Here is a 25,652-nt window from a genome sequence, read left to right on the forward strand (position 1 = left end):
GGTTACTTCACTTTAGACATACCAGCGATAACCACACCCAACTAAGCGAGCCTCTGGGTGTTGAATTTTCTGGTTCACATTCGTACAAGGAAAATAAAAATGTACCTTTCTATTAGAAATATGATTTATCAAATACATAAATTGAAAAGTGTCTGCCAAATAGGGTTATTAGTATCTACACTGTTTTGTTCGCTACACAGCGTCGCACAAGTCAAAGAGGATTTTGACTTTGATGCTGATAACGCAGCATTAGATGTCATCGGTTTTGGTAGCCTTCCTGCTCTGCGTGAATATGTATCTGCAAATTATGGTGATGCTTCTTTGGTTTTTCGCTACGCTATCTTACTAACAAACGCTTGGTACGATGCAACAGCGGCTTATCATCCAACGGCTGTAGGCGTGTATTCACACCTTGGTCGCAGACCACAAAGTGAAGCAACAAACAGGAATATTAATACTGCAGTATTTTATGCTTCTTACCGTGTACTTAATAGCTATATGCCGTCATATAAGCAAACTTGGCGCCAGTTGCTGTTAAATGTTGGTCTTGACCCAGATAACAATAGCACAGACATCACAACGGCTGTTGGCTTAGGTAATGTTGCAGGTAATGCGGTTGTTGCTGGTCGCCTAAATGATGGCATGAACCAATATGGAGATGTTGGCAAAACCTTCAATCCCACACCATATGCGGACTATACCAATTATAAACCAGTTAATACGGCTTATGAGTTACGTAACCCATCTCACTGGCAGCCAGATATGCAACGTCAAGGTTTGGGTTTATATAAGATCCAACAGTTCGTGACCCCACAGTTTGCACTTGCTGAGCCATATTCGTATGAAGATCCTCGAGAGTTTGAAATTTCACCTCCGCACAATAGTAATCACCGCAACCGTAAAGCTTATCGCAAGCAAGCAAAAGAGGTGGTGCAAGCTTCGGCAGATTTAACTGATGAGCTGAAATTAAAAGCAGAATTATTTGATGATAAGTTTCGTTCATTATCATTCTCAGTTGCAACAAATACTGATGCAAGAAATTTATCTTTATTAGATTTTATGCAGTTTGAATTTGTAGTGAATATGGCAACGTTCGATGCAGGGATTTTTGTCTGGCAGGAAAAGTACAAATATGATGCAGTTAGGCCTTTTAGTGCCATTCAAAAATTATTTAAAGATGCAGATATAGAAGCTTGGGGTGGGCCAGGAAAGGGAACTGTTACTATGAAAGGGAGTGAATGGACAAGTTACCTTGAAGAAGCGGATCACCCAGAGTATCCTTCTGCTTCAACATGTTTTTGTTATGCCCACGCTCAGGCCGCAAGGCAGTTTTTTGGCGATGACAGTATGGTTTATAATCTGTCTATAGCCGCAGGAAAGTCACGCATCGAGTCTGGTGTGACACCCGCAATCGATACTGTAATTTCATACAATAATTGGACTACATTTGCTCAAGAATGTGGCCAAAGCCGCGTTTGGGGAGGGGTACATTTTCAGGCGGCTGTTGATGAGAGTGCCAAGTTCTGCCCTATGTTTGGTGATCTAGCATACAATTATATACGTAAATTGGTAAATGGTACTGCTAAGCTCAGAGAACCAAGCGAAGGTAGGGACTTAGATACGTTACCTGAGCGTTTCAAATTTGAAAAATAATTAAGTTCTGCTTTATCGGCACAACGCCAGTCTACATTAGTCTGGCGTTGTCCAACCTTAGCGCGCTTAGTGCTCTCACCTAAGATCTCTCCATTGTTCTTATACTGCATTTATTCGTGATATATATTAAATATAATATTATTTTACAGTGCTTTACATTTTTTAAGTAAAGTAAGACCTGATAAGGAATTGTTGTTGAGAATGATTTTTATTCGTGGTAGTGTTTTGGGAAACGTTGAGCATCATTTGTTTTTATCGTTTTGTCATAAGTATTTTGTTCAACCTTTTATTAAGAATTTAGCATGTATTTATCGGTAAAAAATAAAAAATCCTTGAAACTTCGTGCCGAAAATCTCACTCGCTCAATCGAAGGGTATCGACGAGAAGTTAACCGCTTTTTGACCAGACGGGTAGGCTGCGCCGACACGGCTGCTGATATCTTCCAATCTGTTGCAGAGAACTTGTTGCGCCGGGATCCCGATCCTCCAATTAAAGATGTACGCGCATTCTTATATCGAGCTGTGAAAAATGCTGCGTTTAATTTACAGCGTTCTGAGCGCACTCGAGCTGAATTAAACGTATTATTAGCACCGATAATGGAGGAATGGGATGAACGTAGCCCTGAGAACATTATTGAATCTACAGAGAATGTACAAAAAGTTGAGCAGATTATTCAGAGTTTACCTGTACTGACTCGTCAAATTTTTATTATGTATCGGCTTCATGGTATTAACCAAAAAGATATTGCCGAGCAAATGGGTGTGAGTCTTTCCACTGTGGAAAAGCATGTGAAAAAAGCACTTTCTCTCCGAATTTAGGTGTCTTTATGAGTAAATATTACGGTTTTTTGCACATGAAGTGTGTTCTATAATAACAGGGCGGTAAAAGCACTCTGTGGTTAAATCGCGACACTTTAACTGAGGAAAAAGCTGTGAATAATCAAGATACCGACAAGCGCCTACAGCGTGAAGCGTATAACCTAGTCGTTGCGGCTTTCAATGATCCAAATAACCAATCTAAACTAGATGCTTGGCGCAATCAGTCATCTTTACATGAAATTGCAGCTAGGCAAGCTGAAGCTAACTGGGCATTGTTAGGGCTAATTGATCCCCCTCCCCTTTCACTGGTCGACAAGTTTAAATTGGCTACTCAAATTCAATTTGAACGGTTAGCAGAAACACCCATCCGAATGCTACCTACAACCGGTATTGCAATGGTTTTGATTATATTTGCCCTTTTTGGTTTTGATTTTAGCAGCCCAACAGTGCCTCAAACTGAGATTGTGCAGAGGATAGAAAAAACCAATCCGGTCAGTAAACCACAGCATTATCAAACAGGTTGGGCAGAGCAGCGTAAAGTAACGCTAGAAGATGGAACAGAGATTTGGCTAGATTGGAACACCGAACTTAAGGTAACAATGACAGAGGCAAAGCGACAAGTGATGTTAGTCAGCGGGAAAGCTTTATTTAGTGTGGTTTCGCAACCAAATAGGCCATTTTCTGTTCTAAGCGAACAGGTAGAGGCAAGGGTATTAGGTACCGAGTTTGTGTTTCATAAACTGGGTGAACAAGCTGTAGAAATAGAGGTTATTGAAGGAGCCGTTGGTGTTCAGGCAGAAAAAGCCCCAGTAGAAGCACGCTTAACAAAAAATGACGTTATTCGCATTACAGCAGGTGAACTTGGTGACATAAAAACTCGAGCACTTGATGAAATGGGGGCTTGGCGAGATGGAGTCATTGTTTTTGAGCAGCGACCTTTAATAGAAGCACTTGAGGTGCTGCAGTCATATACGTCCTATGAATTAGACACCCGTTTGATCTATGAGGCTGATAGGCTAGTATCAGGTACCTTTGTATTAAATAAAGGCGATGAAGCATTACGTGCAATCATGCAAGGTTATCATTTGTCGGGTAAAGTTCAAGGTCGCAATACGCTAGTATTACGTTCACTTCCCCCAGAGCGACCGCTATAAAAACTAGTTTTAAAATTTATTGATTTATTTTTTACGGGTATAAGCTGCTTTAGTGTCTCCTTCACTAAGAGTCAATGAAATTTGTCATTGGCGTCTAATATTCAATGGAGATATTAAGCATGGTATGCATGGAATACCGAAATAAAAAACATCGTGTTAATTTATGGTGTGTTTTGGCACTGATTTCAGCTTTAACCGCTACACCCACCGCCTTTAGCCAAGACTATGCTGGCGATAACCTAACTTTTCATTTTGAAATTCAAGCTCAACCGCTCATTAAAGCACTCCGTGACTTTACGGTAGTTACTGAGCAACAAGTTATCGTGAAAGTTGACAACATTAGTCAATACAAAAGCTCGGCTATTTCAGACAAGCTAACCGCCCAACAAGCATTAATGCAATTAACCGCCAATAGCGGGCTGCGAATTACGCAAACGACGTCTGGTACGTTTTTGCTTGAACAAGATGTACCTTTAACTAAACCTGAATCGAAAGAGTTAGAAAAAATTGTTGTGGTGGGGAGTAAAATGGGAGAAACCCGCCAAGAAATAGCAACGAGCGTTGGCTATTTTGGTGAAGAACAAATAAAAGATCAGGTTATTTACAACGTAGAAGATGTCTTTGACCGGACGGCAAATGTTTCTGCTGGCAGCGCTATCTCGGGGGCATACAGTATCCGTGGTGTAAATACAGATGGCATAGCGGGTTCTTTGAATCGTTCTAATGCGTTGGCATCAATACTTATTAACCAAGTGGCTATGGGGGTATCTGCAGGTAACTATGTAAAACCCTCGCTTTTTGATGCCACTTCTGCTGAGGTTTTGCGTGGGCCTCAGTCTTCATTACAAGGGCCTAATGCACTGATTGGTGCTGTTTATATCAATTATAACCGCCCTGATTTCTTTGGTTACGAAGGTTCGGTTCGTGCAGAAGTTGGCCAGTACGATACTAAGCGGTTGGCATTGATGCAAAATCTTGTACTGGCTGAAGATACATTAGCTGCGCGCTTGGTGCTAGAGACTCGTCAATCAGACGGCGATGTTATAAACATCACCACAGGCCGCGAAGATGTTCAAAATGAGGATGAAGAAACAATTCGTTTAGCGCTGCGTTGGCTGCCACTCGGTGATGAGGAGTTGGTTTTTGATCTGAGCTATTTACATAATAATTCAGACACTAACGCCACTCCATTTGTTTATGCATTACCTGAGGGCGATATTTTTGAACGTAAACAATCATACAATATTGAAGGAGACTTTCCTTCAAGCTTTGACCTTTTATCGCTGGAGGCAAATTGGCAAGTAAGTGAAAACTTACGCTTTACCTCTGTGACCGGGTTCAATAAATTTGCTGTTGATCAGCGTTTCGAAGGTGATCACACTGCCTACGATTTGTTAGGTGTGGACGGATTTATGAACGAGGAACTGCTAAGTCAAGAGCTTCGTTTGCATTATGAGGGAAAGCGTCTTTCTGGATTAGTGGGTTTATTTTACTCTGACGGCGAGTACTACAATGGATTCACAGGTGCTGGTGTTTTTCCTGATGGTCAAGGTGGTGTAATCCCGTTTAACAATACCGTACAGAGCACAGAAAATATTGAACAACAAGCTTTATTTGCGCAACTAAATTGGCTGCCTATTGATGATTGGGAGATCAAGCTAGGTGCTCGGCTAAATCGAGAAAAACGCAGCACAAAAGATTTTAAAGACAATGGTTTTGTCAGCGATCAGTCCGCATCCGAATCCTTCAATCAACTTATCCCTTCATTAACCATCGCTTATGACATTAGTGATAATACTCGGATCGGTGCCAGTTACAGTCGCGGTTTTCAAGCTGGAGGAGTTTCTTTTGCGATGTTCTTAGGTGAGGCGACGCCATATGATGAGGAGTTCATCGATAATTATGAGCTATTTTTGCGAAATCAACTGCTTGATGGAAAGTTACGGTTAAATGCCAATCTCTTCTATTTTGATTGGTCAGATCAACAAGTCACTCTGACTTTACCAGGTGGGTTAGCTGGCTTCGATGATGCCGTGGTCAATGCTGGTAAGTCTAAAGTGAGCGGTGCTGAGTTTGAAGCTGAGTGGCAAGCGACCGCAGATCTAAATCTATTTGCAAATTTTGGCTTTATTCATACTGAATTCGAAGAGTTTGTAACTAAGGGGATCGACCTTGCGGGGATGTCTTTTCCTCAAGCACCTGACTTTACTGCAAATCTAGGGGGGCTTTATCAAAATGACAATGGCTTTTTTACATCAATGACTTTTAGCTACACCGGTGATACCTATTCTAGAATTGATGCACCAGAAGTAACTAAAATCGGTAATCGTAAGCTCTTGAGTGGTCGTTTAGGTTATCAGCAAGACGACTGGAGAGCATATATTTGGGGTAACAACTTACTCGATGATGATTATGAAATTTTTGTCCAAGATGGCAGGGATTTTGGTCTTGCTGGAGCTTATGGCAGTGTTGGCGAACCTCGCACACTAGGTGTTGGTTTTCAGTTTGATTGGTAAATATGGTCAAAGTGACGCAGCCCAAAGTAAAAACAGCAAGTAACAAATGTGGCTGAACTTTGTGAATGCGTTATTTCTTAGAATTGAAAAACGGATGAGTAAACAAACATGATTAATCAACAAATGAGTGAACGTGGCCTAGTTGTTAAAGGGCTCAGAAAGAGCTACAAAGGGGGCGTAAGTGCGCTAAATGGTGTTGATCTTGAAGTAACACCAGGATTATATGGCTTACTTGGGCCAAATGGAGCTGGGAAAAGTACGCTGATGCGCACTTTAGCATCACTTCAACAACCTGATTCAGGTTCAATTACATTAGACGGTATCGACGCTTTAGCTGATCCTGACAGTTTGCGTTTTAAGTTAGGCTATTTACCGCAACAGATTGGTGCTTATCCGAACGTATCTGGGCGTGACTTGCTTGAGCGTTTCGCTTGGCTAAAGGGACGAACTGATAAAAAGGTACGCAAACAGGAAGTTGAATACCTCTTGACCCGCGTTAACTTGGAGCGCGACGCACATCGCGCTGTAGCAACATACTCTGGTGGTATGTTACGTCGCTTTGGCATTGCAGTTGCGCTAATCGGTAAGCCTCGTTTATTGATAGTTGATGAGCCAACGGCTGGTTTGGATCCCGCTGAACGAAGTCGATTTCATCGGATTCTTGCTGAGATTGGCAGTGATGCTGTTGTGCTGTTGTCGACTCACATTGTTGAAGATATTGAGAATCTTTGCACGCGTTTATCTATTATGGCGAAAGGTCGAATTGTTGCCGTAGGTACCCCTGATGCTCTTAAAGCGAGTCTGAAAGGACAAATCTGGGAAAGAGAAGTTCCACGCGACCAAGTAGTTCCTGATGATGCATTACATGCAACGGCAACACCGTACGGCACTCGAGTGGTCATTTCTGGCGCCGCACAACAAGGTTACAGCGAGCGGACTCCTCGTCTTGAAGATGTGTATTATCATGCATTGCGCGCTGCCAAGGTTGAGGAGTTGTGATGAGTCATTCACGCGTCAGTTTCTTTTTCAAAGAAGCCGCCTATGAGGCTAAACAAGGCTTGACTAGTTTGATTACGCCAATCGTATTCTTTGGTCTGAGCGCCTATATGCTGATTTTTTTGCTCAATGCTGATTACATGCGCAGCATGGGGGCGGTAGATATCTATCGTAACAGCCCCCATGTGATTTACTTAATGGTGTCAGGCCAAAGTTTGTGGCTGTTTTTTGCTTGGGCGTGGATTTTTGCACAGATCGTAGTGAGGGATCGCAGCGCTGAATTACATGAAGTTGTGCTTAGCAGTCCTATTTCTTTGCGTTTGCTACTTGCAGCACGGTTTAGTGGTGCACTTGTTGTCGCCGTTTTTCTAGGCTCTTCAATTTGTGTCGGACTACTGATGGCACCTCTACTGGTTACTGTTGGTGCGCTACCACCCGATGCTATTGGCCCAGTGCCTTGGTCGGCTGCACTATTGTCACTGGTTGTATTCACTGTACCCAGTGCATTTGCGACAGGGGTGTTGTTCTTAGCTGGTGCCGCACTTACGCGTTCTAATACTGGCGCTTTTGCGACAGCAGCAATATTGAGCTTAATTTGGATGATTTCCTTGGTGGTGTTACATGAAGGAGGCGTAAGCCCAATGCTTGCATCAATTATTGATCCCTCCGCATATGTTGAAGCAGAGCGACAGGCACTTACTTGGACCCCAGCCGAAAAAAAGGTCGCTATTATTGGCTTTACAGATAGGTTGTTACTTAATCGCGGACTGTGGCTATTTATTGGTGTCGTAATTGGGGCTATTCTCCTGCTGCGCTTACGTCGAGAGCACTTAGCTATGGAGCATGCTCCGCGTTTAAAAGCACATAAAACCTCATCCTATGTAGTTCACTCAGCAAAACCAGCTGGTGCAATTAACAGTCCTAATTGGTTGCGTACATTGGCAGCAGAGTCTGCTTGGCATTTAAAGGTTTCTTTGCAAAGCTTTGGCCTGCGCCTTGCTTTATTATTACTCACTGCGATCGGCGTAGCAGCCGCTTGGGTGAACTCTATTGGTCATATTGATGGCCCGCTCGTGCCCACGCCACAAGCGCTTATTTATTTTATGGTTGGCTTCTTTTTTGTCTTTATCGTTTTTGTTGTTGTTGGTTTTGTTGGTGCATTAATGCGTCGCGATGATTGTGAAGGCTTTATTGAATGGTTAGATACATCGCCAGTGCCGCTAGGAATAAGACTCCTTGCCCGTTTTTTTGCCGCTCTTGGGCTAACCGCTTTATTATGCTTGGTACCTGCGGTCGCGTCATTGATAATGACAGGGATCGCCGCACCGCATGCACTTAACATAAGCTACCCATTTGCATATGTCTTGCTAACCGTGTTTCCTGCATTAGCTGAGTTATGTGCAATTGCAGTACTTGCACATGCTATTTTTCAGCGAGCAGGCACAGCTTATGTAGTCTCTATACTCGCAGCTTTTATCGCCATCGTTAATCATGAAGTTGAGCTAGTGCAATATACACCTGCAGCAATTGGCACACCTATCCATGCCTATCCATCTGAGTTGACAGGCTGGTCGCCATGGATTGCAATGATTTTGGCACTAGCTAGCTTAAAGTTAGCGCTTGCTTTAGTGCTATTTGCAAGTAGCTGGATAATCTGGCGACGTGGCACAGCGTTGACACTGCGAGATCGTATCCATGCTGCGCGAAGACGCATATGGGGTTATGGTGGTTTAACGCTCGCTATCGCGTTGAGCTTGATAGTAATATGCGCCAATGTACTCAATACGCAATTTGTTGAGCTAGGCGGATATGAATCATCGTCTAACGCCATAACGCATGATGGTAATTGGGAAAAACACTGGTGGGCTAAAGCGTCGCCTTTTTCCATTAGTGGCGGTGATATTGCTGTACGCCTCAACCCATCTCAGGGAGTGGGAAAAGTAAGCTGGCGCATTGATAACCTTAAGGCTGCTACTCTTCATGGTACTTTACCACATGGCACTTCGCTAGTAAGTGCAAGCAAATTTGGGGCACCAATAGAGTTTGTAGCAGACAATAGTCACTTTGCAGTAGCAGCAGAGTGCGATACACCTTGTACGTTAACACTTAAGTTGAATATAGATGCTCAAGGATGGCAAACAGAATCAGCACCGTGGCTTGATGCTGCTAGTATTTGGTTGCGTAGCCAAAATATATTGCCAAAACTTGGGCACGACCCAGACCGTTTAGTGCGCTCTATTGGTGATCGCGCACGCTTAGGACTATCAGCCCAATTGCCCAAATTACCTAGCGCATCAGCATTAAGCTCACTGCAAGGAGCTGCCCCTATTGGCAACTGGAGCTGGTCTATTGCCATTAAGCAGAATAATGGCGAATACATAGTAACAGATGAGGGTAGTACAGACGGTGTGTTAGCGTTTGCTTCAGTGTGGCACCGTGAGCAGATACCAGAGCAGCAGCTCTTTTCGACGAAATTTTTAATAGGCGCAGCTCGTCAGCCTCAACTAGATGACTTTGCAAAAGAATTGATGGCGATGAAACAGTGTATTACTACGGAGCTAGACACTGTAGTGGATATTGAGCAGGTAATTCAAGCACCGCGTATGTCAGGAGATATCGCCTTATACGCTGGCGTACTATGGGCGCCGGAAGACATTGCTTGGTACAGCGATGGTACTGGCCAAGGTGCATGGCAGCGTCAATACAAAATAGCGACAGCATTAGCGCGCGCAGTTGTTAGCAAACGTGGAGAGCTCAGAAATGAAGCTGGAGCGCGTTGGTTGTTAGAAGGAGTCGCGGGATGGACTGCGTTACGTTGCGTTGAAGCATATAGTGGCTTTACAGCCGCGATGGCAATTCGAAAACGCGCAGCAGAGCAGCTGGCAGAGGAGTTTGCGACAATCGATAAACCTATTACGCAAGTTGTGAATGCAGATCGTCGCTGGTTGGGACTTTATGCCGCATTATCTCTAGATAATTGGGGAGTCCTTGAGCAACGCTCACCGAGCTCTATACTAACAGCACTCGATGTGGGACTCCATTCATCTTCACTATTACAGCGTCTGGCTCTATCAGTTGGCTCTGGATCGCTCGATGAATTATTGGGTGCACCAAGGAGCAGTGACGTGGTTATCAAAACAAATGATAGCACCACTGAAATAACAATTTTGAGCTGGGTGTGGGCGCAAGGCGGTTGGCAAGCTCAAGAGGCAACTAAAGATTTGTTGATACGCGGTTCTGATATCCGTGCGCAAGAATATATCCCTGAAATATTAATTGATCGTGATGTAAATCACGACGATGTATATTTATTCCATGCTGCAATTGGCTATGAACGTTCAGTAGACGATAACCACTTTAAAGCGATATGCCCTGAAGGTGGGGAGCGGCATAAAAACTGTGCAATACCCTCAATCATAAGGACAGAGAATGAGTAACCTAGTCAACAATAAAACTGTGCCAACAACGGATGCTCCATTTAGCCTGAAACCGCTTATGTTCGAAACATTTGTGTGTACGATGGCGCTAATGGCATTTGCGGCTTTGGCTGCGCCCATTGCACGCGTTATCGGGCTTGAAGCATGGCAGCTTGGTACGGCAATGACTATGGCCGGTGTTGCTTGGGTTGTTATGGCTCAGTTTTGGGGGAAACTAAGCGACCGTAACGGCCGTCGGCCAGTGATGCTATTTGGGCTTGCTGGCTTTGTTATTAGCTATGCGTTATTGGCATTGTTTATTGATTTTGCGATGCAAACGGCAATGGTGCAGGGACTCGCATTTGTCGGCATTGTGATAGGACGGAGTATAGCAGGGGTATTCTATGCTGCGGTGCCCGCAACAAGTGCTGCATTAGTGGCAGATCATATATCGCCTAAACAGCGAGCAGCAGCGATGGCTGGGATCGGGGCCTCAAGTGCCGCAGGTATGGTTATAGGCCCAAGTTTTGTAGGTCTCATTGGTCCTTATAGTTTAAGTATTCCTTTATACATCACGGCTGTTTTACCCGCCATTGCATTGATTGTAATTTGGCGTGTATTGCCAAGGCGAGAACACCACGTAAAGCCGGACGGTAACTCACTAAAATTAAACGATATACGCTTACGCTGGCCAGTAATTGTAGCCTTTGTTGCTACATTTAGTGTTGCGGTTGCGCAGATCACGGTTGGTTTTTTTGCCCTCGATCGGTTATTGCTTGAGCCTGCGAGTACGGCGCGCACCGCAGGTGTTGCACTGGCTATTGTTGGTGTAACGCTGATAGTTGCACAAGTTGTATTACAAAAGCTTGACTGGCAGCCGCGACGATTAATTAAATGTGGGGGGATCATTGCCGCAGCCGGATTTAGCTGTACGATCTTCGCCTCGACACCACTTGTGCTTTGGTTTAGCTATGGCGTAGCGGGTTTTGGCATGGGATGGGTTTTTCCATCTGTCTCGGCATTGGCTGCCAATTCAGTTGAAGATCATGAGCAAGGAGCCGCTGCTGGAACAATTTCAGCAGCGCAAGGGCTGGGAATTGTTGTAGGCCCTATTGTTGGGACTGGTGTTTATAGCATCGATAATGGCTTGCCTTATGGGCTGATTGCAGTGATGTTAATGTTAGCGATAGGTTGGCGATCACAAAAGTAATTATCTTTCAAGCGAATCTATAGCCCTTGCTTGTAGTGCGTAAAGTTGTTTAGAGAAGGGGTTTGATTACCCAGAACTAAACACTTACATAGTGATTGGTTATTACATCAAAACTAGTAAGTTATTTGCGCACTATAGCTTCGAGGTTCACCATAAGCGCCAAAAGAAAATACACCTTAACTCTGGATTTTATTCGTGATAGATAAAGCTATAAGTTGAAAATAGAAACTGTTATTATTTTTGTTTTCAAATTTGATTTGATGACAATGAAGCCCTTTGTACTATTCCTTATTTCGTTCGTTACTTTACTTGCTAATAGTTACGTACATGCAAGCCCGCAACCCATTAACCCACAACGAATTGTGGTTGCTGGCGGCTCAATAACCGAAGTTATTTATGCGCTTGGCGAGCAGCAACGTATTGTTGGTGTTGATAGCAGTAGTATTTTTCCTGCTGCAGCCACCACACAGCCTCAAATTGGCTATGTGCGTAAAATAAGCGTTGAGGGGATATTGTCATTAAACCCTGATCTTATCCTTGCAGAGGCAGATATAGGCCCGAAGAAGGTGGTTGAGCAATTAAAACGTACCGCTGCGAATCTGGTTATTTTGCACGAAAATGATAGCTTCTGGCGGATTGAAAATAAAATAGAACAAATAGCCAGCCTGTTGCAAGTCCAGAGCAAAGGAACGGAGTTAGCGCAAGCGCTAAAAGCAGATCGTGATGCCTTAACGCATATTTTAAAACAAGCAACGACTAAACCTAAAGTGTTGGTTATTCGCAGTGATCAACTCATGGTTGCAGGTTCTGGTACTACGGCAAATGAGCTCGTAGCTATTGCTGGTGGTAAGAATGTGATGGCGTCAAGCGTGGCTAACTGGCAGGCAATATCGAGTGAAGCGGCGCTTGTACTAAACCCTGATGTAATTATTACCATGAGTATTGGTGGGCATGAGCAACCATCAAGTTCTGAGTTGTTAAACGCGTTTAAGTTCTCCAATGCAGTTAAAAATAAACGCGTGCATAATTTTGATGTTGCCTATTTGCTTAGTATGGGCCCTAGAACGCCGCAAGCTCTTGTTGAATTAGCACATACTTTTTATCCTCAAGCGCAATTACCTGATGGATATCAATATAGATTTTAAAAATCAGCTGCTAATAGTGCTAAATAGTCTTAATTCAATAGGTTAAGTCGCTAATGCGTGAACAAGCGTCTCTATTTGCATAAAGTTTGTTTGCTCAAATGTTTTATTGTGGTTTGATGTTGTCATTAGCCAAGTATGGGCATCATCAAGTGATTTAACGACAGCACCGGGTATACCAAAGGCTTTTTGTACACTCATTCTTTGCATTCGTTCAAATTGCTGTTCTGGAACCACAATAAGCATTGCTTGAACATATTGCTGCATTTGCTCTGCCGCTCCCTCTTTTAACCATTTTTGCGTAGCGGGCCCTGCTCCTTTTGGATGCTGTAAAGACTCTTCATCGCTGTAAACACGAACAACGACAAAAGGCTCCGTTTTTTTAAACCACTCATCCCATCCGTGCAATGAGTTTAAATGCATCTCGAGGGTGCATCCGCCGCGTGCAACGGTGACGGCTAATGGCCAAAGGCTATGATCGTGCTTTAGAATTGCCATATTGCATGAATCCTAGTTATTGTTTTTATGAAGGGTTACGGCAAGCGAGCCTGCCGTGTAAATTATTAGTTAGATCAAAATGTATACTGTAAACCTGCGCTAATGGTTCGAGGTTGAGTTAAAACTGCTTTATCAAAATGGCTGTCTGGTTCATTGCTGTCAGCAGGTGCTGTACCTGGGTATAGCGCAACAGGCGCATCTTCATCAAAAATATTACGTACTGTAAGGTACAATTTAGCTTGCTCTGATATTGAGTAACTTAAGCTGGTATTGAAGGTGGCAAATGCGCCTGTTTTACTGCCTTCATCGTTTGAAATATTGGTATACCAACCATCAGTGTACTGACCGCTCATATTAACAACCCAGTTATTTGACTGCCATGTCCCGCCTAACTTCATTGAAGCAGAAGGAACCATAAACAATGAGTTACCTTCTAAGCCTGAGCCTGGATAATCAGTGATTTCGGAGTCTAATAGTGCAAAGCTACCGTACAAATTAAATTGCTCATCAATACGCCAATCTGCGCTAAATTCAAAACCAACAGTGGTAACTTCGTCTGCGTTTCTTACCACATAAGCTTCATCACGCGTATTTTCGGTTGTTAAATCAAAGGGTAATTGCATGTCTGTATATTGCGAGTAAAACAGGTTTTGCGATGTGCTGATGTTATTATCAGCCCATTGTTGTCGACCATATAATTCCAATGAGTTTACGTATTCTTCGTCGTACTCATAGTTTACAATCGGTGCGCCAAAAGAAATACCACCACCCCCTGCGTTATAGCCACGAGATAATTGCAAGCCAATGGTATGCTCTTCATTAACTTGATAACTAAGGCCTAGCTTTGGTAACAGAGCGCTGTAATCATTATCTGATTCAATTTTAGCTATTGCCCTATCTGGATCGCCACCTTCACGTTTGCGGTTTTCTTTTTCGTAGCGTAAACCCGCGGTTAGTTCAAATTTTTCATTAAATGGAAATGCGCCCTCTGAGTAGATTGCAAAATTATTAGAATCATCAGTAAAGCTCTGTTTGACAATAAACTGAATCCAATCATCTTGCTTAGCGCTATAGTAGCGGCTACCAATAACCCATTGTGCGCCGTTATCACCTTGATAACGTAAACGAGGTTCAATCACATATTCTTTCGTATCAACATTAGCTTTAGAGCCGTCTGGTGTGGATTTACGCTCAAAATTAAAATCTGTTGCTGATGCCGTCACTTCTAGCGCTAGTTGTTCATTTATTGCTGCGTTATATTCAACCCCCACGCTTTTCGTATGCGTTACATGTACAGGCTGTTGTGGAAAATTAGAGCGTCTTTCATCAAACGGGTAATCAATAATTTCACCATTTGGGCCGGTGTATTTATTGTCAGTAAGGGTAACAACGATGCGGGTATCATATTGGTCGTTACCCTCGTAAAGTAATTTCCCTCTAATTGCGCGGCCTTCCATCTCGGCTGGATTATCAACATCTGGGTAAGGTTCATAATCAACAGGGGAGCGACGTTCAAATTGGTCGGCAGCAATACGTACAGAAAACTGCTCTGTAAGCGGTTGATTATAAGTGGCAGATAGGCGTTTTTGGTCTAAATTCCCACCTTCGGCGCGAATTGTAAACTGTTGTTCGAATGTTGGATCTTGCGTTTCAACGCGGATTGTACCTGCGATAGCATTGCGCCCAGCGAGCGTACTTTGTGGCCCTCTAAGTACCTCAATCTGATTGAGATCCCAAATGCCTAAGTCGCCAAATACTATTTCGTTATAAGTAGCTGAGCGGCCGTCAATTTGCCAGTTTAGCCGTGCCCTGCTGCCGGCAAAAAATGCATTGGCATTTTCAGCGGCGCCAGTACCGTCAATCCCTCTTACTGTTGGCGCTTTGCCTGTGCCTGTAACCATAGTAATATTAGGGATCTCACTTAAAACATCTCTTACGGTTCTAAGTTCAGGGCGGTTTTCAAGTGTTTTGGCATCAAAAACAACAACACTATTGCCACTTTGTAGCAAGCTTCTTGATAACAATTCACCGGTAACTTCTATGACAGTCATTTGATTTTCGGTATTAGTTTCATCAGTATTTGCTAATACAGTTGTTGATACTAATGCTGCAACAGGGAGTAAGATTTCCTTAATTTTCACTTGTAGTTCATTTATTTAATAATAACCATTATCAATTGTACTTTTGTTACTTGTTTTGCGCAACGACTATATAGTTACATTTTATTTTGCTGGTTGTTGGTAATAAGTTGGCTAGCTTGAACTTGAAAAGGAATGTTAAATACGCACTTGAACAAGTGCGTATTAATGGTGTAACTTTATCAATTATATAATTTTTAAAGTGTTAGTTTTACTAAACTACACCTTAAAAATTGTACATTACCCGCAGGCTATAATTTCGTGGTTCCCCATATCGCTTGGTGTAACCTGACACTTTAGAGTAATTGATCTGAACCATCATTAGTGGACACTTCGTTAAGCGACATTTAGTTGTTCAAATTTCTCGGGGCTTAAATAGCCTAACGCACTATGCCTTCTCTTTTTGTTGTAATCAATTTCTATATATTCAAATACATGCTGCCTCATGGTTTCTCGGTTCATAATAGGCTCATATTGGATGGCTTCGACCTTGAGTGAATGGAAGAAGCTTTCCACACACGCATTATCCCAGCAGTTGCCTTTACGACTCATACTTTGCATTAAATGATGTTCGCTTAATAAATCACGATAAGCATGGGAAGCATATTGGCTGCCTCTATCACTATGTACAATGACATCTTTAGGTCTACCTCGGCGCCAGATAGCCATTTGCAGGGCGTCACACACCAAAGATGATGTCATGCGTGTACTCATTGACCAACCAATCACTGAGCGCGAGTACAGGTCGATAATCACAGCGAGGTAAAGCCATCCTTCGCTGGTCATTAGATACGTGATATCACCTGCCCATTTTTGGTTGGGCTTATCGGCGGTAAAGTTCTGCTCAAGTAAATTAGGGGCCACAGGTAAATTGTGTTTACTGTCGGTGGTCGACTTGAATTTACGAGCTGCTTTAGCTACTAAACCCTGACGTCCCATGCTTCTGTTGATGGTTTTTACATCATGTTTATTCCCTTGCTCCGCCAGCTCGACTTGGATACGTCTCGCACCGTCTCGCTCTTTACTGTCAACAAATACGGCTTTGACCTGAGTATCTAACATTTGCTGTTGTTGTTTGCGCTTACACACGTGCTCACATGATTTTATCCATGCATAAAACCCACTTGGCGATACACAAAGTACCTTAGCCATTCTGATAACGCTGAATGTGCTTCGGTAGCTTTGCATAAATTCAAATCGTGTTATTTTTGATTTTTCGCGAAGTAGGTGGCGGCTTTTTTTAATATGTCTAGCTCCTCTGCTTGCACCGCTAGTTGGCGTTTCAAACGAGCATTCTCGGTAGCTAACGTACTTTCTCTATCTGATGTAGATGCCTTTTTCAGAGCAGCAGTTCGCCAATAGTAAAGCTGGGACTCTGCGACACTTAATTCTCTGGCAGCTTGAGCAAAACCTACTTTACTCGCCAGCTTTAGTGCTTCTTCTTTGAATTCTTCTGAATAGGATTTACGTTTGGTCTTAGTTGTCATGTTTCACCTCTATGAGTTAGTTTACTCACTTAATGAGGTGTCCAAAACTATTGGTTCAGATCAGCCTATCACTTCAAATAAACCTATCCCCTTTTCGCCTTCTGCATTGGTTCCGGTCCAAATCGAGGAGTCACCAATAATCATGAAGTCATTAAAACTGGTTAATGAAGTTGAGCCAATAACGTGATTTGAAAGCTCTGGAAATAGCGCAAACGAGCCACCAATAAAAATGACAAATAACCACGGTGCACATAATTTTGAAAAGTCAGCCACCGTAGAAAAACCATACATGGCAACAAACACCACTATCGAACCAACAGCCAGTACGATAGCAACAAACCAAAGGCTATTTGGATACCAATTAAGCTGAGCAGGTATATCAAATAAAAATCGCACCGCGGTGGAGGAAACAGTGATCATTGCCGCTGATATGACACTAAAAATGACCACATTTGCCCAGTTATAGAGCTTAGTCATTGAGTTGCCCGCAATTTTGTTTAAATAATTATATAAACTTAAGCGAGTTTCGACAGCAATTGGCGCCGTAAGTAACCACCATGAGCACATGGCAAGTAAGTTACCTATTAGCAAGCCAAGTAAAATATCAATTGTCGAAGCACCCAGTGCCACAAATGTTGCACCGATTACAAATTCAGTTGCTGCTACATGCTCTCCAGCATACAGCCCAGCAAAGTGTTTCCAACCATGAAGTTTATGTTGAGCAACAGGAAGCTGTTCTTCGTTAACTTCACTTAAATTAGGTGTGTTTTGATGTGTTGTCATTATCATTTCCTATGCCTTTACTACTTATTCGTATTTTTGCTCAAAAAAATAGTTTCAGACGTATTATTAATCGTTATGAAATGTTTTTAAGAATTCTTTCAGCTGTGTATTCATTTGTGATCAGCGAATTAATCAGCTTACCTTGCAAAGCACTTTCAATAGCCGCGACTTTTTCAGGGCCTGCGGCAATACCAAATACAGGTTTTTCAGTATTTTTTTGCAGTGGTACACTTAGTAAACGCTCGGTCAGTGTGTTATTAATGAGTGTGCCGTTTTTGTCATAAAGCCAACTCACTATTTCGCCGGTAACCCCGGCATCTTGAAATGATTGCAGCTCATCTGTATCTATAAAACCATCTAACAGAAGCGGTGAGCTAGGTGTCATATGTCCAATCCCCACAAAGGTCGCATCAGCATTGGCTGCTAAGTTAAAAATATTTTTAACTGGCGCTAAGTCATGTAATAACTCTTTTTGTGCTTGGGTTTGCGCTAATAAAGGCAACGGTAAAGGAAAGTGCTTAGCGTTAACCCGATTAGCCATACTTACTACAATATCAAATTTAGATGCTGAGCCATCTTCCATCATGTTACCCACTAGCGATACCAACTTATGTTGCTCGCACTCCATGCTTGGCAATTCATCGATACAGGCTTTTAATGACCGTCCAGTACCAAATGCAAGAGTTTTTGGTTGCTTTGATTTTAGATAACGCTCTAAAATTTTAGCGCCACTTTGTGCAAGCCCATATGATGAGTTGATATCATTTGGATCACTTGGGGCGACTTCACATTCTAATAAATTAAATTCAGCCTTTAACTGCTCAGCAAGCTCCATACAACGTGTAATAGGATGATCTAAACGTACTTTTATCAAACTTTCACTAACTGCAAGGGCGACCAAGCGCTGTGCTGATTGACGTGATACATCCAATTTTTGTGCTATTTCGTCTTGGGTATTTTTAGCTACATAGTAAAGCCATGCAGCTCGAGCAGCGTCTTCTAGCTTTTTTAATTCACTGTTTGATTTTTCATTCATAATTATTGTTTGTGTGTGAGTTTAGGATAAGCAGTAAAAAATGACCGCCAATGGGTAAGTAACGCAACATTAGGGAAATTTAAATGCACATGATTTATTCCCCCAACTAAATGTTGGCCACCACTATAGTGAACAACCTGCATATTTGCGCTCAAGGCTGCTTGAACACCAGCGCTACTGTCTTCAATCACTAAGCAATTTTGAGGTGAAACCTCCATCGACGCAGCTGCATGTAGAAATAAATCTGGTGCAGGCTTGCCAGAGGTAACTTCTTCACTGGTAAAAATATTCTTAAAGATCGACTCAAAATTAACAGCTTGCAATGCTTTTTTTGTTCTTGAACGACTACTACTTGTAGCAATACAAAATGGTACATTAAGGTTTTTAAGTACCTCATGAATACCTGTTGTTGCTTGTAAGTGCTCGGCGAACATAGTAACTAATATTTTCCGGTAATCGTTTTCAAATTGGCTTGGCAAGTTAATCCCAAAAGCGGTTGCAACTTTTTCGCTGACAGTTTTAAAACTGCAGCCTAAAAAATGCTGCTGTACATAGCGCTTATCTATATTGATATTTAAATCGCGCAGCATGCTGATTAACACGCGGGCACTTAATACCTCACTGTCGATAACAACACCGTCACAATCAAAAATCACTAGCTCTATGTTATTGGCCATTTTGCCACCTTTTTGTGCATTTAGATTTTCACCTCACCAGCATGGGCATTAGCCCAAGCAGTGGGCATACTCTCTTTTACATATACTAATGTCAATAAAAAGTGAATAATAAACGCACCAGCATGGTGATTTCAGGTAAAAAAACACCTGAAAACCCATGCTTTCAATAGAGTTATAGTCAAATACTAGACTAAGGTCTAATGCCTCACTATTACATTGAGAAAACCAAACCAATCTAAAATACAAATCAAACCAATCTAATCAATCACCTTTACCGAATAAAAGCTTACTCATATACTCAGTACCAATTAATAAGCCAACTGACTGGCACAATATCTAGAGGTCACTATGAATAAACTAACTAACAATAAAGCTAAATTAACCTTAAGCGCTATTATGCTCGCAATGGCATTACCTAGCAGTGCAGCAACGCTAACTAAAGATAACGGCGCGGCGGTTGGCGATAACCAAAACTCAATTACCGCTGGTGAACGCGGTAGCGTATTACTTGAAGACGTACAATTAATTCAAAAACTGCAACGCTTTGCTCGTGAACGTATTCCAGAGCGTGTAGTACATGCACGTGGTACCGGTGCACATGGTGTATTTACGGCAAGCAAAGCGCTAGATGACTTAACTATTGCAGCCCCATTTAACGAAATAGACAAAGAGACAGAAGTATTTGTACGATTTTCATCAGTTATCCACTCTAAGGGTAGTCCTGAAACCTTGCGTGATCCACGCGGCTTTGCAACTAAGTTTTATACTGACGAAGGTAACTGGGATTTAGTAGGTAACAACCTGCCGGTATTTTTTATTCGTGATGCGATCAAATTCCCTGACATGGTACATTCATTAAAACCATCACCTATCGATAACATCCAAGATCCAAATCGTTTTTTTGATTTCTTCTCGTATGAGCCGGGCTCTACTCACATGCTAACATGGGTTTACAGTGATAACGGTACACCAGCAAGCCTACGTAAAATGGATGGCTTTGGCGTACATGCATACAAAATGATTAATAAATCCGGTGATGTAAAATACGTTAAGTTCCATTGGGTAAGCAAACAAGGTATTGATAACTTAAGTGCAAAAGAGGTAACCGAAGTACAAGGTAAAAACTTTCAGCACTTAACTCATGACCTATACACCGAAATCAATAAGGGTAACTTTCCTAAGTGGGATCTGTATATAAAAACGCTTACACCATCGCAACTAAATAACTTTGATTACAACCCATTAGATGCTACAAAAATGTGGTTAGGTGTTAAAGAAACTAAAGTCGGTACCATGACGTTAAACCGTGTACCAGATAACTTTTTCCAATCGACAGAACAAGTTGCCATGGCACCGGGTAATATTATTCCGGGCATTGAGCCATCAGAAGATAGGCTGCTACAAGGTCGCGTATTTTCATACGCAGATACACAAATGTATCGCCTAGGTGCTAACCATCAACAACTGCCAGTTAACCGTACAAAAGTTGATGTAGTTAATTATAACCAAGATGGTGCTATGAACTACGGTAATACTCAAGGTAACGTTAACTATCAACCAAGCCACGAAAATGTAGCTGAGAATCCAATTGCTCGTAGAAGCCAAACGAAACTAAAAGGTTTTGTACAGCAAGCAGCTATTAAAAAGCAGCAAAACTTCGCTCAAGCAGGCGTTTTATACCGCAGCTTTAGCAAGCAAGAGCGTACTAATTTAGTTAGCAACCTAGCGGGCGACTTAGGTAAAGTAAAAGACAGCAACGTTAAGCACAAAATGCTTAGTCACTTTTACAAAGCCGATACTGAATACGGTACACGCTTAACTAAAGCCGTAAACGGCGATATTAAAATGGTTAAGCAACTAGCCAATAAACTTTAACAACCCGACCCTAACCATTTAGAGGAGGACTTGCTCTTCCTCTTTTTTACAGGACACATTTATGCGTTACTTACTAATAGTTTTATTCGCTGTTTTGAGCTTTAAAGCCGCTGCTAATGAACCAAAAACAGATACACAATCGCAATATGATAACTTGCTTGCATATTACTTTGCTGCTGCACGCACTGATGATGATACCGTTATTAGCCAATTTGTAAGCGCGGGAGTACCTATTAATAGCTATAACAATAAGGGATATTCAGCCTTAATGATTGCCACCTACCACGGCCATAAAAAAACAGTAAATACCTTATTAAACCTCGGAGCTAATGCATGTTTAGAAGACAACCGTGGCAACACAGCACTAATGGCCGCGATCTTTAGAGGTGAGTTTAGTATTGCCAAAACCTTAGTTAGTCTCGATTGCGATGCAGAACATGTAAATAAAGCAGGGCAAACTGCTGAACAATTTGCACAAACCTTTGGCCAACAAAAGGTGATAGAGTTATTAGATAAGTACAAAACTAAATAGATAGCAATTTATAGAGCTCGTTAGCCAGCTTTTTATGTCCACTTTTAGGAATGTGTATACCTTCACTTTTACAAGGTTCGACGAGCGGGTAGCAATCTAAAAACTCACAACCGTATTTTTTAGCAACCTGCATAAAATGCAGCCCTAATGCTTTAGATTTTTGCTCAGCATCTTTATAAACTTTTTGATACTGCCCCACTTCAAACACTTTTGGTGGACTTAAAATAATGATTAAGGGTTGATTGCTAGGTTTTTGGTTTTTCTGTTTTTGGTGACTAAGTTCGTGATTAATTACTTGCCGATAAAAAGCCTTAATACTCATTATTAATTGCTCTAAACCCTCAGCTATTTGTTTGGGTGTTAAAGCGAAACGGGCTTTTAAATCATTCGTACCTAACTGAATAATGATTGCATCCAGCTTATGCTCTTCAAGATACGGTTTTAAATATTTTATGCCTGATTTATCACCGGTAAACGCTAAGTTTTTCACTAAAGTACGGTTAGGTTGACCAGCTTCTATTACATGGCATTGCTCAGCTAACTGCTGTTTAAGTAAAGTTGGAAAGCGCTCGTATTCTGATAGCCGCTTTCCATCTAAGGGTGATATACCAAAGGTATTTGAGTCACCAAAACACAATATATTCATTAAAAAGGATTCAAAGTATAACCTTGTTGCTGCAGCTGTGCATGGGCTGTCATCGCTGAAAGCGACATTTTTACGCCAGGAATAAGTTCTTCAGGAGCAACCTTCATATGCGTAGCTGATTGCCCGCAGACATATATAACAGTATTATTTTCAAGTAATTGGTTTATAAGAGATTGATTTTTATTATCCATACCAAAGCGCTTTTTATAAAAGCTATTTTCTAGTACATCAACACTTGCGCCACCATGTACCACCAGGGCTAATTGAATATTTTCAAGCTTAACACCATGTGCTACATGCAAATTAATAAAGCGTGCCAAGCTATCTATATAGTTATTTTTCGCGCCTTTTTCCGCACCACCACCAACATCAAAAGCAACTTTAAATTTTGTTTGTTTATCTATAGGCGCATGATTTGGTACTTCATAAAAACGGCCAAAATCTTTTATAATGGGTTCGCTTTGCTCAGCAGTTGCAATAAAGCTAACTAAAGTAAGTGCTACGGCTAAAAATAATGATTTCATAAATTATCCTTTTCTTTTTTGTTTAACCTACCCTAACTCTATTTAAAGTAATTAACTAGCTTGAATATACTGGTGTGATTGAAAAGTCATTCCTAAATAAAGAAAAATGTATTTACACTTAACGTAAATGCATCGGGTGCTGAGGGAGGTGCCGCATTAGACAGTAGTGAAAACTACTTTTGTAGTCGTGTTCTAAGCTTAGATTTTAGGATTGCGATTGTTATTTATTAATTTTTCTTGCATTTGGTTAGCTCCTTTTTTTATGGTGGAGCGAAGCTATGACCGTTCAACATAAAAAACTCCTCGAAGCTAATTTAACCGCAGGTTATGTCGCTAAGCGCAGTGGTGTAAAAGTATCAGCACTGCACTTTTACGAAACTGAAGGCCTAAGCAGAAGCTGGCGCAGCAGCGGTAACCAACGTCGCTGTAAACCCGATGTACTGAAACGTGTAGCGCTTATAAAAGCTGCGCAAACGATGGGAGTAACACTTGAAGCAATTAAACAGACATTAGCCACTTTACCTGATAAACGCACTCCGACAAAAAAGGACGGGGCAGCTACAAACTCTTACAAAGCAAGTTTTATACTGAAGGTTTTTTTATTAAACCTCGCATACACCATAAATAGTGAAAAAGTGTTCTGGCGCTTCCTCAATTGGTATATCGTATGTTTGTGGCTCTTTCGAGATATCACAAACTAAATCATCAAGTAGTCTTTTTAGTGTGTCACTTTGCTCATGCAAAACAACTCTGATAGCCCATAGTACAACACCTTCTGGTGTACCATTTTCTAAATAAATATGCTGAGTCAACGACTCATTATCAAACATATTTGAGGGTTTAGACGTATTAATCGTTTTCTCAGTAAACGCAAAATAACCCTTATCATCTGTTGTTGTTTCATCTATGTATTCGTCACCATAAGTCAGCGATCTAATTACTTTAGTATCAGCAACGGGTAATCCTTCATTTAATAATCGCCCCTGTACAGGTGCTGATAAAACAAATTCTTGTTTATTAAAAAAACCAAACATACCTGCAAAAGCCTGCGTTGTAGTAAAAAAAACAATAGTAATAGATACAATTACCAGTAATAACCCCTTTAATCTTGATAACAAAATGCCAAACCTCCCAAGCTTGAGTCTTAGAGCACACAATTTATGAATCAGAAGCTCAGCTTAGACACTATTTCTTTATAATACAGTGTCTTCGTGCTTCTCAGTAACTAGAGGGCACTTATTAACGGTCTTAGGTATAAAAGCCCCGCGATGAATAAAGCCAAGTTTAATACAATAATAAACCACAAGATCACAATAAAACGCCGCTTTTTAGATTTATGGCGAAACCATTGCTGAGCTAATAATGCCCCAGGCCAACCACAACAAAGTGCAAAGATGTGCAAACTACGCTCAGGCACTCGAGTCGATGCCTGAGTAGTGTTCATGGCTAAATGCTTATCCCACTTATATACTAAGAGAGTTACTGTACTCATTAGGGCATACATGCCTGCAACAAAAGTTGGCCAATAACCAAACTTCCCACCAATAAACAGCCCAGCCAGAAAACAGCCAGCAAATAGTATTAATATTTTTTTAATAAGCAAGCAGTGGCCCATACTAATCTTGTTAATAATGATTAGAATTGATTATGACACACTTAAAAATCTTTCTGTGATCTGTTTGTACTTTCTAAATACATACTAACCAGGGATGAATCGTCACTTTTCACTAAGAATTGGTTTTTAACCCTCTTTAGTGACTTGCCAGGCTGATTGACTACTAAACGTAAACCACTAATGCGATATATGAGATATGAGAGGTGAAAGGAAAATAACAAAGTGCATAAACTAGTCAGAAAGTAGCGCTTTAAAAATACCAGAGCACTCTGGTTAAAATAAAAAGCGCGGCTGTATGGCCGCGCTATTAAGGTTGTTACTGTTATTTAGCAAACTTTTTAAATGGTTCATCTACCGGCGTATCGGCTAAATGGTTAGTGTAATTACTCATCACCTTTTGCGATAAACCGACCACGATTTCAAGCAACTGTTGCTTAGTAAAACCTGCATTAAAGAACGTTTCAAGCTCTGCATCACTAATCACACCACGGTTGCGGGTCATAGCAAGCGTGGTATCACGCAGCACTTCTAGCTTTTTATCGCTAAGAGGCGTTTTATTTACAAGTGCATCAACAATTTCTTGATCAACATTCATACCTGCAGCAATTGCGCTATGAGCGGGTACGCAATAGTGACATTCGTGCTCTACATTAATGGTTTGCCAAACCACTGTAAGCTCTTCTTTATTAAACGAGGTGTTTTGAAATAGCTCATGCAAAACTTGATAACCCTCAAGTAGGGTTGGCGCTTCAGCCATTACCGCATGCAGATTTGGCACCATACCAAATGCTTCTTTTGATTTAGCAAGTAGTGATTTTGCAGCTTCTGGGGCGTTTTCTTGAGTGTATAAAGTAAAGTCTGTCATATCATCTCCAACAGTTTGATTATTAACAATGGCATTAGAATAGTTGATTTTGAACGTTTGTTCAAGTTAAA

General features: G+C 41.6%; 20 protein-coding genes and 2 pseudogenes. 11 read left to right on the forward strand and 11 right to left on the reverse strand.

Annotated elements, in window-relative coordinates:
- The first annotated feature begins 99 nt into the window (after positions 1-99).
- From ACT3S9_RS16140 to ACT3S9_RS16175, 8 genes are all read left to right on the forward strand, one after another.
- On the forward strand, positions 100-1,653 hold the full coding sequence (locus ACT3S9_RS16140) for a vanadium-dependent haloperoxidase (protein WP_301562771.1): 1,554 nt from the start codon (positions 100-102) through the stop codon (positions 1,651-1,653).
- A 332-nt stretch (positions 1,654-1,985) separates the two neighbouring features.
- Positions 1,986-2,471, forward strand: coding sequence for an RNA polymerase sigma factor (locus tag ACT3S9_RS16145; protein ID WP_192540198.1), 486 nt, complete (start codon positions 1,986-1,988; stop codon positions 2,469-2,471).
- 113 nt (positions 2,472-2,584) lie between these two features.
- On the forward strand, positions 2,585-3,625 hold the full coding sequence (locus ACT3S9_RS16150) for a FecR family protein (protein ID WP_192540199.1): 1,041 nt from the start codon (positions 2,585-2,587) through the stop codon (positions 3,623-3,625).
- Positions 3,626-3,753: 128 nt separating this feature from the next.
- Positions 3,754-6,141: a TonB-dependent receptor domain-containing protein gene (locus ACT3S9_RS16155; protein WP_441831127.1), complete on the forward strand. Its 2,388-nt coding sequence runs from the start codon at positions 3,754-3,756 to the stop codon at positions 6,139-6,141.
- Between the two features lie 108 nt (positions 6,142-6,249).
- Positions 6,250-7,140, forward strand: coding sequence for an ABC transporter ATP-binding protein (locus ACT3S9_RS16160; protein WP_225736424.1), 891 nt, complete (start codon positions 6,250-6,252; stop codon positions 7,138-7,140).
- Positions 7,140-10,574: a hypothetical protein gene (locus tag ACT3S9_RS16165; protein ID WP_192540201.1), complete on the forward strand. Its 3,435-nt coding sequence runs from the start codon at positions 7,140-7,142 to the stop codon at positions 10,572-10,574. The genes ACT3S9_RS16160 and ACT3S9_RS16165 overlap by 1 nt, the downstream gene beginning before the upstream one ends.
- Positions 10,567-11,763, forward strand: coding sequence for an MFS transporter (locus ACT3S9_RS16170; RefSeq protein ID WP_192540202.1), 1,197 nt, complete (start codon positions 10,567-10,569; stop codon positions 11,761-11,763). The genes ACT3S9_RS16165 and ACT3S9_RS16170 overlap by 8 nt, the downstream gene beginning before the upstream one ends.
- A gap of 266 nt (positions 11,764-12,029) precedes the next feature.
- The gene (locus tag ACT3S9_RS16175; protein WP_192540203.1) at positions 12,030-12,908 is read left to right on the forward strand and encodes a heme/hemin ABC transporter substrate-binding protein; all 879 of its coding nucleotides are present in this window, start codon (positions 12,030-12,032) and stop codon (positions 12,906-12,908) included.
- Positions 12,909-12,950: 42 nt separating this feature from the next.
- Here ACT3S9_RS16175 and ACT3S9_RS16180 read toward each other — a convergent pair whose 3' ends face one another.
- The 6 genes and pseudogenes from ACT3S9_RS16180 to ACT3S9_RS16205 all read right to left on the reverse strand — a co-directional run bounded on the left by ACT3S9_RS16180 (position 12,951) and on the right by ACT3S9_RS16205 (position 19,524).
- Positions 12,951-13,403, reverse strand: coding sequence for a hypothetical protein (locus tag ACT3S9_RS16180; RefSeq protein ID WP_192540204.1), 453 nt, complete (start codon positions 13,401-13,403; stop codon positions 12,951-12,953).
- Positions 13,404-13,477: 74 nt separating this feature from the next.
- On the reverse strand, positions 13,478-15,544 hold the full coding sequence (locus tag ACT3S9_RS16185; RefSeq protein ID WP_192540205.1) for a TonB-dependent receptor: 2,067 nt from the start codon (positions 15,542-15,544) through the stop codon (positions 13,478-13,480).
- Positions 15,545-15,877: 333 nt separating this feature from the next.
- Positions 15,878-17,028 (reverse strand): IS3 family transposase gene (locus tag ACT3S9_RS16190; protein ID WP_086957897.1). Its coding sequence is split into 2 segments (ribosomal slippage): positions 15,878-16,773 and positions 16,773-17,028, totalling 1,152 coding nucleotides; the frame shifts between segments, so codons are not numbered across the junction.
- Positions 17,029-17,091: 63 nt separating this feature from the next.
- Positions 17,092-17,811 (reverse strand): annotated as a pseudogene (locus ACT3S9_RS16195) (hypothetical protein); the annotation flags it as partial.
- A gap of 73 nt (positions 17,812-17,884) precedes the next feature.
- Positions 17,885-18,847 (reverse strand): sugar-binding transcriptional regulator, encoded by a 963-nt coding sequence (locus ACT3S9_RS16200; RefSeq protein ID WP_441836475.1) that lies wholly within the window; start codon positions 18,845-18,847, stop codon positions 17,885-17,887.
- Positions 18,848-18,849: 2 nt separating this feature from the next.
- Complete coding sequence (locus tag ACT3S9_RS16205; protein WP_441836476.1) at positions 18,850-19,524, reverse strand: HAD family hydrolase; 675 nt, start codon at positions 19,522-19,524, stop codon at positions 18,850-18,852.
- A 348-nt stretch (positions 19,525-19,872) separates the two neighbouring features.
- Between ACT3S9_RS16205 and ACT3S9_RS16210 the strand changes: the two genes are divergently transcribed.
- Entirely contained in the window at positions 19,873-21,399 is a 1,527-nt protein-coding gene (locus tag ACT3S9_RS16210; protein ID WP_441836477.1) for a catalase, read from the forward strand.
- A 61-nt stretch (positions 21,400-21,460) separates the two neighbouring features.
- Positions 21,461-21,931, forward strand: a complete 471-nt coding sequence (locus tag ACT3S9_RS16215) for an ankyrin repeat domain-containing protein (protein WP_441836478.1) — start codon at positions 21,461-21,463, stop codon at positions 21,929-21,931.
- On the opposite strand, the gene ACT3S9_RS16220 is transcribed toward ACT3S9_RS16215, so the two are convergent.
- Both ACT3S9_RS16220 and ACT3S9_RS16225 read right to left on the reverse strand, forming a co-directional pair.
- Positions 21,924-22,577 carry a GDSL-type esterase/lipase family protein gene (locus ACT3S9_RS16220; RefSeq protein WP_441836479.1) on the reverse strand — a complete coding sequence of 218 codons (654 nt, stop codon included), beginning with the start codon at positions 22,575-22,577 and terminating at the stop codon, positions 21,924-21,926. The genes ACT3S9_RS16215 and ACT3S9_RS16220 overlap by 8 nt on opposite strands.
- A complete protein-coding gene (locus ACT3S9_RS16225) occupies positions 22,577-23,101 on the reverse strand; it encodes a DsrE family protein (protein WP_441836480.1) in 525 nt (174 codons plus the stop codon). Before ACT3S9_RS16225 ends, ACT3S9_RS16220 begins: the two co-directional genes overlap by 1 nt.
- A gap of 278 nt (positions 23,102-23,379) precedes the next feature.
- On the opposite strand from ACT3S9_RS16225, the pseudogene ACT3S9_RS16230 reads away from it, so the two are divergent.
- Positions 23,380-23,661: pseudogene (locus ACT3S9_RS16230) on the forward strand (MerR family transcriptional regulator); the annotation flags it as partial.
- A 42-nt stretch (positions 23,662-23,703) separates the two neighbouring features.
- Here the strand turns inward: ACT3S9_RS16230 and ACT3S9_RS16235 are convergent.
- The 3 genes from ACT3S9_RS16235 to ACT3S9_RS16245 all read right to left on the reverse strand — a co-directional run bounded on the left by ACT3S9_RS16235 (position 23,704) and on the right by ACT3S9_RS16245 (position 25,581).
- Positions 23,704-24,219: a DUF6795 domain-containing protein gene (locus tag ACT3S9_RS16235; RefSeq protein WP_441836629.1), complete on the reverse strand. Its 516-nt coding sequence runs from the start codon at positions 24,217-24,219 to the stop codon at positions 23,704-23,706.
- Positions 24,220-24,326: 107 nt separating this feature from the next.
- Positions 24,327-24,716 carry a DUF1294 domain-containing protein gene (locus ACT3S9_RS16240; protein WP_441995256.1) on the reverse strand — a complete coding sequence of 130 codons (390 nt, stop codon included), beginning with the start codon at positions 24,714-24,716 and terminating at the stop codon, positions 24,327-24,329.
- A 322-nt stretch (positions 24,717-25,038) separates the two neighbouring features.
- A complete protein-coding gene (locus ACT3S9_RS16245; RefSeq protein ID WP_441836627.1) occupies positions 25,039-25,581 on the reverse strand; it encodes a carboxymuconolactone decarboxylase family protein in 543 nt (180 codons plus the stop codon).
- Positions 25,582-25,652 lie beyond the last annotated feature (71 nt).

Origin of the sequence: Pseudoalteromonas sp. AOP31-A2-14 (assembly GCF_052378035.1) — a bacterium.
In the GTDB taxonomy this organism is placed as follows: Bacteria; Pseudomonadota; Gammaproteobacteria; order Enterobacterales; family Alteromonadaceae; genus Pseudoalteromonas.